At 72.0% G+C, this 17,200-nt stretch carries 15 protein-coding genes; 8 read left to right on the top strand and 7 right to left on the bottom strand.

The features are described 5' to 3' along the window. The first annotated feature begins 61 nt into the window (after positions 1-61). The 5 genes from nirB to ACI2K6_RS07640 are packed head-to-tail and all read left to right on the top strand — an operon-like array spanning position 62 to position 6,105. A complete protein-coding gene (nirB, locus tag ACI2K6_RS07620; protein ID WP_282501926.1) occupies positions 62-2,638 on the top strand; it encodes a nitrite reductase large subunit NirB in 2,577 nt (858 codons plus the stop codon). Continuing rightward, positions 2,635-3,042 carry a nitrite reductase small subunit NirD gene (nirD, locus tag ACI2K6_RS07625; protein ID WP_404568346.1) on the top strand — a complete coding sequence of 136 codons (408 nt, stop codon included), beginning with the start codon at positions 2,635-2,637 and terminating at the stop codon, positions 3,040-3,042. The genes nirB and nirD overlap by 4 nt, the downstream gene beginning before the upstream one ends. Further along, positions 3,039-4,268: a uroporphyrinogen-III C-methyltransferase gene (cobA, locus tag ACI2K6_RS07630; protein ID WP_404568347.1), complete on the top strand. Its 1,230-nt coding sequence runs from the start codon at positions 3,039-3,041 to the stop codon at positions 4,266-4,268. Before nirD ends, cobA begins: the two co-directional genes overlap by 4 nt. Beyond that, entirely contained in the window at positions 4,265-5,410 is a 1,146-nt protein-coding gene (locus ACI2K6_RS07635) for a uroporphyrinogen-III synthase (RefSeq protein ID WP_112616045.1), read from the top strand. The genes cobA and ACI2K6_RS07635 overlap by 4 nt, the downstream gene beginning before the upstream one ends. Continuing rightward, complete coding sequence (locus ACI2K6_RS07640; RefSeq protein WP_112616043.1) at positions 5,407-6,105, top strand: sirohydrochlorin chelatase; 699 nt, start codon at positions 5,407-5,409, stop codon at positions 6,103-6,105. Before ACI2K6_RS07635 ends, ACI2K6_RS07640 begins: the two co-directional genes overlap by 4 nt. Before the next feature lie 26 nt (positions 6,106-6,131). Here ACI2K6_RS07640 and ACI2K6_RS07645 read toward each other — a convergent pair whose 3' ends face one another. Beyond that, a complete protein-coding gene (locus ACI2K6_RS07645; RefSeq protein WP_112616041.1) occupies positions 6,132-6,800 on the bottom strand; it encodes a ThuA domain-containing protein in 669 nt (222 codons plus the stop codon). A 99-nt stretch (positions 6,801-6,899) separates the two neighbouring features. After that, complete coding sequence (locus ACI2K6_RS07650) at positions 6,900-7,526, bottom strand: TetR/AcrR family transcriptional regulator (RefSeq protein WP_274178206.1); 627 nt, start codon at positions 7,524-7,526, stop codon at positions 6,900-6,902. 63 nt (positions 7,527-7,589) lie between these two features. On the opposite strand from ACI2K6_RS07650, the gene ACI2K6_RS07655 reads away from it, so the two are divergent. The 3 genes from ACI2K6_RS07655 (at position 7,590) to ACI2K6_RS07665 (ending at position 11,829) form a co-directional block, all read left to right on the top strand. Next, positions 7,590-8,681: an agmatine/peptidylarginine deiminase gene (locus ACI2K6_RS07655; protein ID WP_282501925.1), complete on the top strand. Its 1,092-nt coding sequence runs from the start codon at positions 7,590-7,592 to the stop codon at positions 8,679-8,681. Beyond that, positions 8,678-10,399: an amidase gene (locus ACI2K6_RS07660; RefSeq protein WP_282501924.1), complete on the top strand. Its 1,722-nt coding sequence runs from the start codon at positions 8,678-8,680 to the stop codon at positions 10,397-10,399. Before ACI2K6_RS07655 ends, ACI2K6_RS07660 begins: the two co-directional genes overlap by 4 nt. Positions 10,400-10,461: 62 nt before the next feature. After that, positions 10,462-11,829 carry an aminotransferase class V-fold PLP-dependent enzyme gene (locus ACI2K6_RS07665; protein ID WP_282501923.1) on the top strand — a complete coding sequence of 456 codons (1,368 nt, stop codon included), beginning with the start codon at positions 10,462-10,464 and terminating at the stop codon, positions 11,827-11,829. 36 nt (positions 11,830-11,865) lie between these two features. On the opposite strand, the gene ACI2K6_RS07670 is transcribed toward ACI2K6_RS07665, so the two are convergent. The 5 genes from ACI2K6_RS07670 to lysS all read right to left on the bottom strand — a co-directional run bounded on the left by ACI2K6_RS07670 (position 11,866) and on the right by lysS (position 17,178). Then, positions 11,866-12,600 (bottom strand): hypothetical protein, encoded by a 735-nt coding sequence (locus tag ACI2K6_RS07670; protein WP_404568348.1) that lies wholly within the window; start codon positions 12,598-12,600, stop codon positions 11,866-11,868. Positions 12,601-12,660: 60 nt separating this feature from the next. Then, positions 12,661-14,130 (bottom strand): cardiolipin synthase, encoded by a 1,470-nt coding sequence (gene cls / locus ACI2K6_RS07675; protein WP_258524646.1) that lies wholly within the window; start codon positions 14,128-14,130, stop codon positions 12,661-12,663. Between the two features lie 65 nt (positions 14,131-14,195). Next, positions 14,196-14,387: a hypothetical protein gene (locus ACI2K6_RS07680; RefSeq protein ID WP_112615987.1), complete on the bottom strand. Its 192-nt coding sequence runs from the start codon at positions 14,385-14,387 to the stop codon at positions 14,196-14,198. A 4-nt stretch (positions 14,388-14,391) separates the two neighbouring features. Beyond that, entirely contained in the window at positions 14,392-15,564 is a 1,173-nt protein-coding gene (locus ACI2K6_RS07685) for a DUF4192 family protein (RefSeq protein WP_404568349.1), read from the bottom strand. A gap of 96 nt (positions 15,565-15,660) precedes the next feature. Continuing rightward, on the bottom strand, positions 15,661-17,178 hold the full coding sequence (gene lysS, locus ACI2K6_RS07690) for a lysine--tRNA ligase (protein ID WP_282501920.1): 1,518 nt from the start codon (positions 17,176-17,178) through the stop codon (positions 15,661-15,663). Between the last annotated feature and the right edge of the window lie 22 nt (positions 17,179-17,200).

Below are 17,200 nucleotides of genomic sequence, written 5' to 3' on the forward strand. Positions count from 1 at the left end.
CGTAAACAGCCGGAAACACGCCGCTGACGGCGCCGCAACCTCGCCCGCGTACGGTCACGACATGAGCTCCACCGGCCCCACCCGACACGTCGTCGTGGTGGGTGCCGGGATGGTCGCCCACCGTTTCGTGGAGAGCCTGCTGAGCCGCGCAGACGACACCTGGCGCGTGACGGTCGTCGGCGACGAGCCCCGCCACCCGTACGACCGGGTCGGGCTGACGTCGTTCTTCGCCGGCGCCTCCGCCGACGACCTCGAGCTCGACCGCTCTCCCTTCGGCGACGAGCGCGTCCGGTTCCTCCGCGGGCGCACCGTCACCGGCATCGATCGCGACGCCGGCGAGGTGCTCGTCGATTCCGGCGAGCGCATCGGCTATGACCGGCTCGTGCTCGCGACGGGCTCGTACGCGGCCCGGCTCGCCGTGGACGGATACGACCACGAGGGCTGCTTCGTCTACCGCACCCTCGACGATGTCGAAGCGCTCGAGGCGTTCGTGCAGCGCCGGTCGGCTGCGCTCGGCCGACGGCTGACCGGAACCGTCATCGGCGGCGGCCTGCTCGGCCTCGAAGCGGCGGGCGCGTTGCAGGGACTCGACGTCGACTGCACCGTCGTGCAGTCCTCCGACAGGCTGATGTCGGCTCAGCTCGATCTTCCGGCCGGAGATGCCCTGCGCCGCCTGATCACGGCACGGGGGATCGGGGTGCGCACCTCGTCACTGACCACACGGCTCGACGCCGATCGCAGCGGACAGGTCGTGGGCCTGGAGTTCCACGACGGCACGTGGGAGCGCACCGACGTCGTGGTCTTCACCGTCGGCGTCCGCCCCCGCGACGAGCTCGCCCGCGATGCCGGCCTCGCCGTCGACCCGCGCGGCGGCGTCGTGATCGACCAGGGGTGCGACACCTCGGATGCCCGAATCCTGGCGATCGGCGAGGTCGCCAGCTTCGGCGGGCAGTGCGTCGGGCTCGTCGCTCCCGGCTACGCGATGGCCGAGGTCGCCGCGACGCGCCTGCTCGGGCTCGAGGCCAGCTTCGGCGGCTTCGACGTGTCGACGAAGCTGAAGCTGTCGGGCGTGGATGTCGCGAGCTTCGGCGACGCGTTCGCCGAGACGCCCGGAGCGCTCGACGTCGTGTACGCCGACCCCGTGGCCGGGGTCTACAAGAAGCTCGTGCTCTCCGACGACGCGAAGACACTGCTCGGCGGCATCCTCGTCGGAGACGCGTCGGCCTACGGGGCGCTGCGTCCGCTCGTGGGCGGCGCGCTCGGCGGCGACCCGGTCGCCTACCTGATGCCGGACGGCGGCGTCGCGGCCCCGACCGGCGAGCTGCCCGATGCGGCCCTCGTCTGCACGTGCAACAGCGTGACCGCCGGTGGCATCCGTTCGGCCGTCCACGACGAGGGATGCACGGATGTCGCCGCCGTCAAGGCCTGCACGAAGGCGGGAGCCGCGTGCGGCTCGTGCGTCCCGATGATCAAGAAGCTGGTCGGCGCCGAGCTCGCGAAGTCGGGGGCGACCGTCAGCAACGCCCTCTGCGAGCACTTCGACCTGTCGCGCCGGCAGCTCTTCGACGCGGTGCGGGTGTCGGGCCTGACGACGTTCAGCGCCGTGATCGAGCGCTTCGGCTCGGGGCGCGGATGCGACATCTGCAAGCCCGCGCTCGCCAGCATCCTGTCGACCCTCACCGGTCGCCACGTGCTCGATGGCGAGAACGCGACGCTGCAGGACACGAACGATCACGTCATGGCGAACATGCAGAAGGACGGCAGCTACTCCGTCGTCCCCCGCATCCCGGGCGGCGAGATCACCCCGGGGAAGCTGCTCGTGATCGCGCAGGTCGCCCAGGACTTCAACCTGTACACGAAGATCACCGGCGGCCAGCGGATCGACCTCTTCGGGGCCCGGTTGGAACAGCTGCCGGCGATCTGGGGGCGACTCGTCGAGGCCGGCTTCGAGTCGGGTCACGCGTACGGCAAGTCGCTGCGCACCGTGAAGTCGTGCGTGGGGTCGACCTGGTGCCGGTACGGGGTGCAGGACTCCGTCGGCATGGCGGTGCGCCTCGAGCTGCGGTACCGGGGCCTGCGCGCTCCGCACAAGTTCAAGCTCGGGGTCTCGGGATGCGCCCGCGAATGCGCCGAGGCCCGCGGGAAGGACGTGGGGGTCATCGCGACCGAGACCGGGTGGAACGTCTACGTCGGCGGAAACGGCGGGTTCACTCCGCGTCACGCGGTGCTGCTGGCCGAGAACCTCGACGACGACGCCCTCCTGACGACGATCGACCGCTTCCTGATGTACTACATCTCGACGGCCGACCGACTGCAGCGCACGGCTCCGTGGTTCGAAGACCTCGAGGGCGGCATCGACGGGCTGCGGGAGGTCATCTTCGACGACTCGCTCGGCATCTGCGCCGACCTGGATGCCGCCATGGCGCGCCACATCGACGCCTACGAGGACGAGTGGGCGGCGACCCTCGCCGACCCCGAGAAGCTGCGGCGGTTCGCGTCGTTCGTCAACGCGCCGACGACGCCGGACCCGTCGCTGGCGTACACAGTCGAGCGAGGTCAGCCGCGCCCCGCGACCGCCGACGAACGCACGGACGACCGCGTGCTCATCGCCGGCACGACCCTGGAGGTGCGGCGATGACCCTGGTGGACGACACGATGAGCGAGACCGGCAGCGCACCCCGCGCGCGGAGCCGCAGCTCGGCGTGGACGGCGGTGTGCCGGCTCGACGACCTCGAGGTCGAGCGTGGCCGTGCGGCGTTGCTCGGAGACCGGCAAATCGCCCTGTTCCTCCTGCACGACGGTCGTGTTCACGCGACGGCCAACCTCGACCCGTACAGCGGCGCGAACGTCATGTCGCGCGGGATCGTCGGCACCCGCGGCGACGCCCCCACCGTCGCGTCGCCGATGTACAAGCAGGTCTTCGACCTGCGGACGGGCGTGTGCCTCGACACCCAGGGCAAGGAGCAGCGGATGCTGCCGGTCTGGCCGGTGGCCGTGAACGGCGAAGGCACCGTCTTCATCCGCGACGGAGGTGCGGCATGACGACGATGCTCGGGCTCTCGCTCACCGGCCGCCGCGTCGTCTTCGTCGGCGGCGGCGCCGTCGCCGCCCGCAGACTCGGCCGATTCCTCGACGAAGGGGCCGACGTCCGCATCGTCTCACCGGAGCTCGGTGACGCGATGCGCGCCGCAGTCGCCGCCCACGGGCTGACGTGGGCGTCCCGCGAAGCGCGGCGCGACGACATCGCCGACGCCTGGCTCGTGCACACAGCCACCGGCATCCCTCGCGTGGATGCCGCGGTCGCGGCCTGGTGCGAATCCGAACGGGTCTTTTGCGTCAACACGTCCGACGGCGCGCACGGCACCGCGCGACTGACGGCCGAGACCCGCAGCGGCGACGTCATCGTGGGGGTCGCCTCGGACGCGGGCGTCGACCCGCGGCGCGCCGTACGCCTGCGCGATGCAATCGCCGCCGCCCTGCGTGCCGGAATGCTGCCGCTGCGCCGACGCCGCCGCGGCGGCGGCCGCGTCGACCTCGTCGGCGGCGGCCCGGGTCCGGCCGACCTCATGACCGTACGGGGTCGGCGCCTGCTCGCCGAAGCGGATGTCGTCGTGGCCGACCGGCTCGGCCCCGTCGACGTCCTTCACGAGCTCGAGCCCGGTGTCGAGGTCATCGACGTCGGCAAGCAGCCCGGCCACCACCCGGTGACGCAGGACGAGATCAACGCCCTGCTGGTCGCTCATGCCCGCGCCGGCAAACGCGTCGTGCGCCTGAAAGGCGGCGACCCGTTCGTCTTCGGCCGCGGTGGCGAGGAGGTCGCGGCCTGCCACGCGGCCGGCATCCCGGTCGAGGTCGTCCCCGGCCTCACGAGCATCGTCTCGGTGCCGCAAGCCGCCGGCATCCCGGTCACCCACCGCGGCGTCTCGGGCGGGCTCCACGTCGCCAACGGCCAGGGGCCGATCACGCCGTCGACACGGGCGGCGCTCGGCGACGACGCGATCACGACCGTCTTCCTGATGGGCGTCGCCGCGCTGCCGCGCATCGTCGAGGCCGCGCGGGCCGGGGGCGCTCCTCTCGAGCGTCCGGTCGCCATCGTCGAGCGGGGGCACACGCCGCAGCAGCGCACGACCCGATCGACGCTCGCGACGGTGCTCGCGGATGCCGCAGCCGCCGGTGTCACGAATCCCGCCGTCATCGTGATCGGCGAGGTCGCCCGAGCGGGCCTGCTGCTCGCGCCGGCTGAGGAGCGGGAGCGCGTCATCCGGTGAACCAGTCCGTCCGTCCCGCGCTCTCGGCCGCCCTCGGCGGCTGCACGATCGTCATCGCCGTCGATCGGCGATCGAACGAGCTCGCGACGGCGCTCGAGAGACACGGAGCGACCGTGCGCCATGCCCCGGCGCTGAGCATCGTGCCCCACATCGACGACGAGGCACTCATCTCGGCGACGCGCTCGCTCATCGCCGATCCGCCGGATGTCGTCGTCGTGACGACGGGCGTGGGATTCCGGGGCTGGATGGAGGCTGCCGACGAAGCGGGACTCCTCGACGATCTGCACGACGCCTTCGCGGGTGCCCAGATCGTCGCCCGCGGGCCCAAGGCGCGCGGCGCGATCCAGCAAGCGGGTCTGCTGGCGGACTGGGTCGCCGAGTCGGAGACCTCGGGTGAGCTCGGCGAGTTCCTGCTCGCCGAAGGCGTGCGCGGTCGCCGCGTCGCGGTGCAGCATCACGGTTCGGGAGCCGATGGCCTCGACGAACTGTTCACGGGGGCGGGCGCGGAGGTCGTCAGCCTCACCGTGTACCGGTGGGGGCCGCCGCCGGATCCGGCCGCCGTCGCGCGCTCGGTCGTCGCGACCGCGCAGGGTGAGGTCGACGCGGTGCTGTTCACGTCCGCTCCGGGCGCAGCGGAGTGGATCGCGACGGCCCGGCGCGAGGGTGTCATCGACGAGATCGTCCGGCGGGCGCGGGGCCGGCGGCTGCTTCTCGCGGCCGTCGGGCCGATCACGGCGGCTCCCCTCCGCGGCGCCGGAGCGGAACCTCTCATCGCCGAGCGCGGGCGGCTGGGCTCGCTCGTCCGTGCCGTGGTCACCCACTTCGGCGGCGGGCACGCACCCTCGCTTCCGACGCCGGCGGGGCTGCTGGAGCTGCGCAGCTCGGCCGCCGTTCTCGATGGCCGCGTCATCCCGCTCTCGCCGACCTCGGCCCTCATCCTCGAAGCGCTGTTCACCGCGGCGGGTGGCGTCGTGAGTCGCGCCGATCTGCAGCGGTCGCTTCCGCGTTCGAACGCCGGCGACCACGCCCTCGACGTCGCGATCGCCCGCACGCGCGAAGCGCTCGGGTGCTCCGGCCTCATCCGGACGGTCGTCAAGCGCGGCTACCGCCTCGACCTCACGACGACGGGAGCGACACCATGACGCCGGTCCTCATCGCCTGCTCCCACGGCACGAGCTCCCTCGAGGGGCGCGCCGCGATCGCCGGCGTCGTGACGCGAGTCCGACAGATGCTTCCCGGAGTGCAGGTCGAAGAGGCGTTCGTCGACGTGCAGGAACCCGAGATCGACGCCGTCGTGGCGGGCGTGCCCGCGGGGGCGGCATCCGTCGTGGTGCCTCTCCTGCTCTCCACCGGCTTCCACACGCGGGTCGACATCGCACGTGCGGTCGCAGCGGCTCCCGGCCCGTGCGTCGCGACTCCCGCGCTCGGTCCGCACGACCTGCTGGCCGGTCTGCTCGCCGAGCGGCTGCGCGCCGCCGGCCTGGGCGCCGCCGACGCGCCGCCCGGCGCCGAGGCCGTCGTGCTCGCGGCGGCGGGATCGTCCGATCCGGCGGCCGAGGTCGACGTCGCGGCGATGGCCGACCTGCTGGCCGCCCGCCTGGGGATGCCGGTGTCGGTGGGTTTCGCCGCGGGCGCCGGCATCCGCATCGACGCGGCGGTCGCGGCCGCGCGCTCCGCCGGAGCGACACGCGTCTTCGCCGCGAGCTATGTCCTCGCGCCCGGGCACTTCGCGGGCGTGATCGCGGGCGCCGGCGCCGACGTCGTGACCGACCCCCTCGCGCCCGACGAGGCGGTGGCAGCCGTCGTCGTCGAGAGGTACCGCGCCTCGCTTCGCTGACGCGTCGGGTACCGCTGGCACGCGATTCAGCTGCCGGCGACCGCCCAGGCCGCGAGGGCGGCGACCAGCGTGCGATGGCCCGAGGCCTCGAAGGCTTGCGCGTCGTGGCCGAGCACATCGACCGCGATGCGCCCGCCGCCGTACTCCCGCACCCACGCCGCGGCCTCCTTCGCGCCGTCGCCCTCGTGCCACGCCACGACGGTGCGCTGCCCGAGCCGCTGCAGCGCGCAGTAGCGCTCGTCGTGGGTGTGGAAGGTGGTCGGCACCTCGGCGGGCACGGCATCCGGCTCGACCTGGACCGTCATCTCGCCCGCCTCCGGGTGGAACGACAGCTCGGGCAGCCAGATCGCGCCGAGCGCCGGCGCCCACTCCGGGTAGTCACGCAGCGATGAGACCGCCGAGTGCACGGCAAGGACGCCGATGCCGCGCTCGAGCGCCGCGGCGAATCCGGCCACGGACGACGGCGGAGCACCCCGCGTCAGGCTGGTGCCGCTGCGCCACGGGTCGCCCGCGCAGACCGCGACGAGGTCGTATCCGTCGAGGTTCGCCATGCCCTGGTCGACGTCGTCCGAGACGGCGACATCCCAGTCGCGGTGGCGAAGGATGTCGGCGACCTGCGCCCCGACCTCAGCGAAGGGGTGCCACGGATCGGCGTACCGACCCGATCCGGTCAGGACGAGTGCTCGATGTGCCATGGCGGTGTCCCCCTCGCTTGTGTGCTCCCCACCGTAGGGCGACCACCGGAGACGTCGCAGACGGGTTGAGATTGGACGCCGCCTGTGACAGCGACGTGGTCACGCGGCGGTGAGCTCCCCGGGCCGGAGTCCGAGCATCGCCTCGACGGCGGTCGACATGAGGCGGATGCGCGCATCGGCGTCGTGCCACGAGACGAGAGCGTGCGCGTTGAGCCCGTCGATCATCCCGAGCACCTGGGCCGCGACGGCGGCGGGGTCGTCGACCCGGAACGATCCCGCGCGGACGCCGTCGCGGATGATGCCCTCGAGGAAGGCGGTCCAGGCATCCATCTGCGCGCGCACCCGCTCGGCGAGCGCTTCGTTCCGGCGACCGAGCGCCCACGACTGCACCCACACGAGGGTGACGTCGGAACGGGTGCCGTCGAGGAGCGTGCGCAGCAGCTCGCGGACGAGGGCGACGGCATCGGGACTGCCCGCCCGCAGGTGCTCGAGGTCGCACAGCTCCGCCGCGACGATCGTCTCGAAGGCGGCGGCGACGACGTCGTCCATGCTCGGGGCGTGGTGCGCGACGAGCGCTGGCCCGACGCCGACGGCCGTCGCGACGGCGCGCAGAGTCACCGCGCTCAGGCCGTGCTCGCGGGCGATCCGCTCGGCGGCGGCGGCGATCTGCGCGCGACGCTGCTCTCCGCTCAGTCTCGCTCGCCCCGCAGAATCCTTTGACGCCATGCCCGCCAGTCTGTACGCTTCCCAGAAATTGATCAACTGATCAACTAGTCCGGGAGGACCGCGATGGCCTGGAGGATGCCGGCCGAGACCGCGCCGCACGATCGCACGTGGATGGCGTTCCCGCGCGTCGGGTTCACCCTCGGAGACACCGATGCCGACCGGGCCGACGGATACGCCGCCTGGACGGCCGTCGCCCGGGCCGTCGCCGAGTTCGAGCAGGTCTCGATGCTCGTCGATCCGACCGAGACCGCGCGGGCGCGCGACCTGCTGGGCAGCGGGATCGAGCAGCACGAGACGCCGGTCGACGAGTTCTGGATGCGCGATCACGGGCCCACCTTCGTCGTCGACGACGAGCGGCCGGGCATGCTCGGTGCGGTCGACTGGATCTTCAACGGGTGGGGCGCTCCCGACTGGGCTGACTGGCGCCTCTCGGCCGAACACGCGCGCATCATCGCCGCCCACGTCGGAGCAGAGCTGGTCAGCTCGATGCTCGTCAACGAGGGCGGCGGCATCCACGTCGACGGCGAGGGCACGGTGCTGCTGACCGAGACCGTCCAGCTCGATCCGCGCCGCAATCCCTTCGCCGACCGGGCGCGCGTCGAGGCCGAGATGCTGCGCACGATCGGCGCCGACACGGCCATCTGGCTGCCGCGCGGACTCACGCGCGACTACGACGAGTTCGGCACGAACGGCCACGTCGACATCGTCGCGACCTTCGCCGCGCCCGGACGGGTGCTCCTGCACGCGCAGCCCGACCCCGCGCACCCCGACCACGCCGTGATGCCCGAGATCCGCGCCGCCCTCGAGCCCGCGACGGATGCCGCGGGCCGGCACCTCGAGATCATCGACCTGCCCGGCCCCGCGCAGCTGCGCGACGCCGAGGGCTTCGTCGACTTCAGCTACGTCAACCACCTCGTCGTCAACGGCGGGGTCATCGCGTGCGGCTTCGGCGACCCCGCGGCCGACGACCGGGCCCGCGGCATCCTCGCCGACGCCTACCCCGGCCGCCGCGTCGTGACGGTCGACGCGCGCCCGCTCTTCGCCCGCGGCGGCGGCATCCACTGCATCACCCAGCAGCAGCCCGCCCTGCCCTCCCCCGCCGGACACGCACTTCGTGGCGACTCGACGGGAAGAGCAGCGGGGACAGAGCGGTGATCGAGGTCTACGAGGCCTCCATCGGCGAGCTGGGGGCGGCGCTCGCGAGCGGCGAGGCCACTGCGGTCGAGCTCGTCGAGGCCTACCTCGCCCGCATCGACGCCTACGACGGCCCCGATACCGCCACCGCACTGAACGCGATCGTGGTCCGAAACCCCGATGCCCTCGCCGAAGCCCGCGCGTCGGATGAGCGTCGCGTGCGCGGTGAGAGCCGGGGGCCGCTCGACGGCATCCCCTACACCGCGAAGAACAGCTACCTCGTGCGCGGCCTGACCGCCGCTGCCGGAAGCCCCGCGTTCGCGGACCTCGTCGCGCGACGCGACGCCTTCACGATCGAGCGACTGCGGGATGCCGGCGCCATCTGCCTCGGGCTGACCAACATGCCGCCGATGGCCAACGGCGGCATGCAGCGCGGTCTCTACGGGCGGGCCGAGAGCCCGTACAACGCCGACTATCTGACCGCCCCGTTCGCATCGGGATCGTCGAACGGCTCGGGGACGGCCACCGCAGCGAGCTTCGCCGCGTTCGGGCTCGGCGAAGAGACGTGGTCGAGCGGGCGCGGCCCGGCCTCGCACAACGCCCTCTGCGCCTACACCCCGTCGCGCGGCGTGATCTCGGTGCGCGGCAACTGGCCACTGGTGCCGACGATGGATGTCGTCGTCCCCCACACCCGCACCATGGCCGATCTGCTCGCCGTGCTCGACGTCGTCGTCGCCGACGATCCCGACACGCGCGGCGACTTCTGGCGGATGCAGCCCTGGGTCGAGGTCCCGGCCGCCTCGACCGTCCACCCGCCGAGCTACCGCGACCTCGCGGTCACAGGCCCCGCCGACGCCCGCGCCGTCCTGGCCGGTCGGCGCATCGGCATCCCGCGCATGTACATCGACGCCGACCCGGATGCCGGCACCGCCGACTCCCCCGGCATCGGCGGGCCGACCGGGCAGCGCATCGAGACGCGACCGGGCGTGATCGCGCTCTGGCGGTCGCTCCGCGCCGATCTCGAGGCCGCCGGAGCCGAGGTCGTCGAGACCGACTTCCCCGTCGTGTCGCGCTACGAGAACGACCGGCCCGGCGCGGGGTCCATCGCGACGAACGGCCGCGTGAACCCTGAGTACCTGCGCCGCGAGATCGTCGACCTGTCGGCCTGGGCCTGGGACGACTTCCTCCGGGCCAACGGCGACCCCGCCTTCCCCGGTCTCGCGGACGTCGACGGAGCACGGATCTTCCCGCATCCCGACGGCGCCCTGCCCGAGCGCTACGACGGGTTCGACGACGACATCGCCGAGTACCCCGCCTGGGTCCGCGCACATCCGGGCGTCGCGCTCACCGACATCCCGCATCTCGAGGCCGGGCTTCGCGGCCTCGAAAAGACCCGGCGCGTCGACCTCGAGGAGTGGATGGATGCCGCGGGCCTCGACGCCGTCGTCTTCCCCGCCGTCGCCGATGTCGCTCCCGCAGACATGGACGTGAACCCCGCTTCGGCCGACATCGGGTGGCGCAACGGCACCTGGATCGCCAACGGTAACCTCGCCATCCGCCACCTCGGCATCCCGACCGTGACGGTACCGATGGGGCTCCTCCCCGGCATCGGGATGCCGGTCGGCCTGACGATCGCCGGACGCGCGTACGACGACAGTGCACTGCTCCGCCTCGGCGCCGCCGTCGAGGCACTCGCCCCTCGCCGGGTCGCGCCACCGCGCACCCCGCCGCTGACCTGACCAGACCCGACCCCGCCTCGGGCCCTGCCCCGCCCGAACTACCCTCGACGCAAGGAGGACCCATGACCGAGCGCTTCCCCGCCCGCATGCACGACGTCACCGATGAGACGCGCGCGATCGTCGATCTCGTGCTCGAGTACTCGCGCGGCCGGCTCCTCGCCGAAGACACGCCGCTCGACAAGCCCCTGCCGCCGACCGAACTGCGCCGCCTGGCCGGGCGCACCATCGACGCGGACGGCATCGGCGCCCGCAAGGCCATCGGCGTCTTCGAGCACATCCTCGCCCCGTCGTGCATCTCGACCGACGACCCCCGCTACCTCTCCTTCATCCCGAGCGCGCCGTCGAAGGCCGCCGCCGCGTTCGATCTCGTCGTCTCGGCGAGCGCGCTCTACGGCGGGTCGTGGCTCGAGGGCGCCGGAGCGGTGCACGCCGAGAACGAGGTGCTTCGCTGGCTCGCCGACGAGTTCGGGCTGCCCGCGAGCGCCGGTGGTGTCTTCGTGCAGGGCGGCACGCTTGGCAACCTTTCGGCGCTCGTTGCCGCTCGCGAGACCGCTCGCGCGCGCGGCATCCGTCCCGACCGCTGGCGCGTGGTGTGCAGCGCGGAGGCCCATTCGTCGATCGCGTCGGCCGCTCGGGTCATGGATGTCGAGGTCGTGGCGGTGCCCGTCGCGGATGACGGCGTGCTGCGCGGCGACGCGGTGCGGGCTGCGCTCGCGGAGCACGGCGAGAGCGTCTTCGCCGTCGTCGCGACCGCCGGGTCGACCAACTTCGGCATCGTCGACGACATCGCCTCGGTGTCGGCGGTCACGCGCGAGCACGGCGTCTGGCTGCACGTCGACGGGGCGTACGGTCTCGCGGCGATGCTCTCCCCGGTTGCGCGCCACCGCTTCGCCGGTGTCGAGAGCGCCGACTCGGTCATCGTCGACCCGCACAAGTGGCTGTTCGCGCCGTTCGACGCGTGCGCCCTGATCTACCGCGACCCGGAGCTTGGACGGCAGGCGCACACGCAGCACGCCGAGTACCTCGACACGCTGACCGAGACCTCCGACTGGAGCCCGTCGGACTACGCCGTGCACCTCACGCGCCGGCCGCGCGGCCTTCCGCTGTGGTTCTCGCTCGCGACCTACGGCACCGACGTGTACCGCGACGCCATCACCCGGTCGATCGAGCTCGCCGAGCGCATCGCCGCCGAGATCGAACGCCGCCCGGAGCTGACGCTGGTGCGCCGCCCGCAGCTCGGCGTCGTCGTCTTCGAGCGCGTCGGGTGGGAGCGGTCCGATTATGCGCGCTGGTCCTCGGATCTGCTCGAGCGTCAGCACGCGTTCGTCACCCCGAGCAGTCACGCCGGTCGGACGAACGCCCGCTTCGCGATCCTCAACCCGCGGACGACGTACGACGACCTCACCGGCATCCTCGACACGATGGCCTGACCGGCACGCGGGCGCTGACGGCCGCAGGGGCCGGCGTCAGCCGATGATGGAGATCCGCTGCTCGTCGCCCGCGGGCGACACCAGCACGATCTCGCCCGGGCGAGCGTCGTCCGAGACGCCCTCGACCGCGACCACGCTCAGCCGGGGCGCGTAGTCCATCGTGCAGACCTGGTCGGCGGCGGGCGTCGCCTCGGTGGCGCGCACCGCGTCGCCGTCGAGGGCGACGGTCTCGAACACGGGCGGGCAGCTCGACGAGCCCCAGGTCAGCAGAACGAGGCCCGCGTCGTCGAACCAGCCGGCGCTCGGCAGCATCTCGTCGTTCACCTCGCCCGTCGGACCCTCGAGACCGGCGACCCCGTCGAGGTCGGCGTCGCCGGTGTAACCGCCGGACACGACGATGTCGACGTCCTGCGTGGGGTCGACGCCCGTCGGCAGCCCGACGTACGACGCGCGCGGCGCATAGTCGCGCGTGCAGGCCATCCCTTCGGGATCGCTCAGCTCGACCGTGACCGTCTGCCCCGAGGCTGTCACCTCGCCGACGACGGGCTGACACGAGGAGCTGCCGTAGGTCACGAGGCCGACAGCACGCCCGCCGTCGAGCCACGCCGCCTCGACGTCGGCGTCCTGCGACGGCGCCGCGGAGCCGGCATCCGATCCGCTGGAACCCGTGTTTCCGGACGCGGCCGCGCCGGGGGTCGTGGCGCAGCCGGCGAGCGCGAGCGCCGAGAGGAGCAGCAGTGCGGATGCCGCGGTCGTGCGTGTCGTCGTCATGGTCTCATCCTTCCGTCATCCCGAGAGTGTCGCGTCACCGCGCATCGTCTCAGAACCCGATCACTGCAGGGCGGAGGTCAAGCGAGCGAGGTTGTCGAGCACCGTCGACCTGAGCGGCTGCTTCATCCACTCCTCGAGCGTGAGCTCACGCGAGAGCGACCGGTACTGGTCTTCGACCTGGCGCAGCTGGGCGATGAACTCCTCACCGCGCACGAGCATCGAGATCTCGAGGTTCAGACCGAACGATCGCATGTCCATGTTGCTCGAGCCGATGATGGCGACATCGTCGTCGATCGTCAGGCTCTTCGTGTGCAGGATGTAGGGCTTGCGGTACATCCAGATCTTCACGCCCGCGCGCAGCAGCGCCTCGTAGTAGCTGCGCTGGGCGTGGTAGACCATCGCCTGATCGCCCTCTTCCGAGACGAAGAGCTCGACCTGCAGGCCACGTTGGCAGGCTGTCTGCACCGCCAACAGCAGCCCCTCGTCGGGCACGAAGTACGGGCTCACGATGATCACGCGCTTCTGAGCGGCGAAGAGGAGCGCGGTGAACAGCTTGAGGTTGTTCTGGAACTCGAACCCGGGTCCGGACGGGACGATCTGGCAGTCCAGGTCGCCCGGCCCGCTCTCGAGCTCGAACAGACCCACGTCCTCCGATGGCGCCGAGCCGGTCTCGCTGTACCAGTCGGAGAGGAACACCGCGTCGATGCTGGCGACCACGGGACCCTGCACCCGCACCATCAGGTCGACCCAGTGCAGGCCGCGCTTGATGTTCTTCTTCAGGTTGTAGGTCGAGTCGGTCATGTTCTGCGACCCGGTGAACGCCACGCGGCCGTCCACGACGATGAGCTTGCGGTGGTTGCGGAGATCGGGGCGCTGGTACTTCCCCCGCAGCGGCTGCACCGGGAGCATGTGGTGCCAGTCCGCGCCCATGGCCGTGAGGCGCTTGACCGTGGCGCGATAGTTCGGCTTGCCTCGGTTGGCCCAGTAGTCCAGGAGTACGCGCACAGTCACGCCGCGGGCTGCGACCTCCTCGAGCGCTGCGAAGAAGACGTCGGTCGTCTCGTCGGACTGGAGGATGTAGAACTCGACGTGCACGTATCGCTCGGCCGTGCGCACCTCTTCCGCCATCCGGCGGATGCTCTCCTCGTAGTCGGAGATGATCTCCGCGCCGTTGTCGCCCGCGAGCGGCATCGCGCCCAGATTGCGGTTGAGCGTGACGACCGAGGTGAACCACGCGGGGGCGTCGGGTCGGAGGGTGCCGAAGTCGAGCCCCTCGCTGGTCTCGCGGATGTACTGGTTGATCTCGCGCTGCATCCGGCGCCGCTTCCGCGGCAGGCGCGGGTTGCCGATCAGGAGGAACAGCAGCACACCGACGAACGGGATGAAGTAGATCGCGAGCAGCCAGGCCATGGCCGCCGTGGGGCGCCGGTTGCGCGGGACGACGATCACCGCGGTGATGCGGATGATGAGGTCGGCGATGAACACCAGGACGAGCCACCAACCGGGGAACTCGAACGCGGTGAACTCGATCGTCACGCCGCCCCTCCGATCTCCTCGGAATCAGCGTATCGGGCGCGACCGCTCATCCCACGGGTTCAGGGGGTCGAGCTGTCGGGCGCCGGAGCGGCGAGCCCACGGGCCGCACGCTCTTCCGCCTCGATCTTCGCGTACGCCCGGCGCTCGGTGCGATCCATGCGCAGGATGCCGCGGAGGACGAAGACGAAGAGCACCGAGACCACGAGGGTCGGCAGCAGCGACCAGATGACCGCGCTCACGTATTCGTCCATGCCCCTATCGTACGGGTCCCCGCTGATGAAAGGTCCAGTCGGGCAGGTGACCGATCTGCGCGAACGACAGCAGGATCTCGGCGAGCCCGTGATCGGGATCGATCTCGAGGGCGCGCTCGGCGTACGACGCGGCATGCGACGATCGCCCCAGCGCCCAGGCGAGCCACGCGCACAGCGCGAGCGGTCCGGGCCGCAATCGGCGCGGAGCCAGCGCGGCGACCTCGCGCACGACTGCGAGCGCGGCGAGCAGGCGCTCGGGATCGGGCCGGTCGCCGTCGCCCCACATGATCCGGCCGAGCCGCTCGGGATACTCCTCGCCCTCCTCCCACCGCCGCTGCGCATCGAGGGCATCGTCGCCGCGGCCGGCATCGGTCGCCCACTGCACGAGGGCCACGTCGCGCAGCGAGGGACGCGAGAGGCACCACACCAGCAGCGCCACGACGAAGGGCTCGAGCTCGGCGGGATCGCCGTCGAGGACCCGTTCGAACAGTCGCGGCGGGTCGTCGAGTTCGCAAGCCGCCTCGAGCGCGGCGGGGTCGACGCCGCTCCCACCCTCTGCCCCCGTGCCTCGCGCCCGCCGCCGGCCGCCGCCCACCCGCGGGATGCCGCACAGCACCGCGAGGGCCGTCTCGAGCGAGCGGAGCGCGCCGCCCACCACGCGGCGCTCTGCGGCGCTGCGCCGCGGCAGCTCGGCGCCCGACGTGTGATCGCGATCGATCGCCGGCCCCGGGCCCGGATCGTCGTCGCGCGCGGCGGCCCGTTCGATCTCGCTGAGCGGCCTCCCGCCCGCCGGGCACGACGCGTCGAGATGCGACCCCCAGCCGTCCTCGGCGACGCTGAGCAGATCGACGACCCGCACGCCGCAGACGTCGGCCGCCCGGCTGACCGCCGCCAGGACGGCAACCGCCGGCAGCCCGTCAGCCGCGGACTCCGGAGCGTACGCGATCGCCGTCAGGGCATCGGCATCCGGAATGCGACACACCATTCCCACGATGGTCGCGGCGGCGCTGTCGAGGTCACCGAGCGCGCCGGTCGGCAGGTCGACGCGCATCGCCCCGAGGCTCCGTGACCCCGCGAAGGGCACCACGACAAGGCTGCGGCTCGGAGCGAATCCGAGCAGACGAGGAACGAGAGAGAGGAAGTGCGCGGCATCCGCGGCGCGAACAGTCGTGGTCATGCACACCAGGCTGGCGCCGGGCCGAGTGGTGCAGAGCCCGGCCGGGGCAGGATGTGGAAACCCGGACGGCCCCCTGGCCCTCGCAGGAACCGCCGGTTACTTGACGAGCGGGAAGAGGATCGTCTCGCGGATGCCGAGGCCCGTGATCGCCATCAGCAGGCGGTCGATGCCCATGCCCATGCCACCGGTGGGCGGCATGCCGTGCTCGAGGGCGCGCAGGAACTCCTCGTCGACGCGCATCGCCTCGTCGTCGCCGCGCGCGCCGAGCTTGGCCTGCTCGACGAAACGCTCGCGCTGGATGACGGGGTCGACGAGCTCGGAGTAGCCGGTCGCCAGCTCGAAGCCGCGGACGTAGAGGTCCCACTTCTCCACGACGCCCGCGATCGAGCGGTGCTCGCGGACGAGCGGCGACGTGTCGACCGGGAAGTCCATGACGAAGGTGGGGCGCTCGAGCCCGCCCTTGACGAAGTGCTCCCAGAGCTCTTCGACGAGCTTGCCGTGCGTCGCGACCTTCTCGGGTACGACGACACCCACCTCCGCGGCGAGGGCCTGGAGCTCCTCGAGCGAGGTGGCGGGCGTGATGTCGCGTCCCGCGGCGGCCGAGAGCGAGTCGTACATCGAGATGCGGTCCCAGTCGCCGCCGAGATCGAACTCGGTGCCGTCGGCCCACGTGACGGTCGTCGATCCCGCGACGGCGATCGCCGCGTTCTGGATGAGCTCCTGCGTCAGATCGGCGATGCCGTTGTAGTCGCTGTACGCCTGGTAGGCCTCGAGCATCGCGAACTCGGGGCTGTGGGTCGAGTCGGCACCCTCGTTGCGGAAGTTCCGGTTGATCTCGAACACGCGGTCGATCCCGCCCACGACGGCGCGCTTGAGGAACAGCTCGGGCGCGATGCGCAGGAACAGCTCGGTGTCGAAGGCGTTCGAGTGCGTGATGAACGGGCGCGCGGCGGCACCACCGTGCTGCACCTGCAGCATCGGGGTCTCGACCTCGAGGAAGCCGTGCTCGTCGAACGTGCGACGGAGCGAAGCGTTGACCTTGGCGCGGGCGACGACCGTCTCGCGTGCGGTATCGCGCACGATGAGGTCGAGGAAGCGCGAGCGCACGCGGCTCTCCTCGCTCAGCTCGGAGTGGAGGTTCGGCAGCGGCAGCAGCGCCTTCGACGCGATCTGCCAGGCGGACACCATGATCGACAGCTCACCGCGGCGGCTGGAGATGACCTGGCCCGTGACCGAGACGTGGTCGCCCAGATCGACGAGCTCCTTCCACGCCTGCAGCGACTCGTCGCCGACCTCGGCGAGCGAGACCATGGCCTGGATGCGGCTGCCGTCACCAGACTGCAGCGACGCGAAGCAGAGCTTGCCGGTGTTGCGGCTGAACACGACGCGCCCCGCGACCGAGGCGGTCACGCCGGTCTCGGCACCGGCCTCGAGGTCGGCGTAGCGCTCGCGCAGCGCCGGGATGGTGTCGGAGACGGCCACGGCGACGGGATAGGCGCCGCCCGCGGCATCCTCTCGCTCGCTCAGCAGCCGCTCGCGCTTGGCGAGGCGCACGGCCTTCTGTTCGATGACGTCGTCGGCGTCGTCGACGGGGGGCACGGGCGCGTCGCTCATGGCAGAAGAACTCCTCGGGATT

Origin of the sequence: Microbacterium sp. NPDC006705 (assembly GCF_044903545.1) — a bacterium.
Classification (GTDB): Bacteria; Actinomycetota; Actinomycetes; order Actinomycetales; family Microbacteriaceae; genus Microbacterium; species Microbacterium plantarum.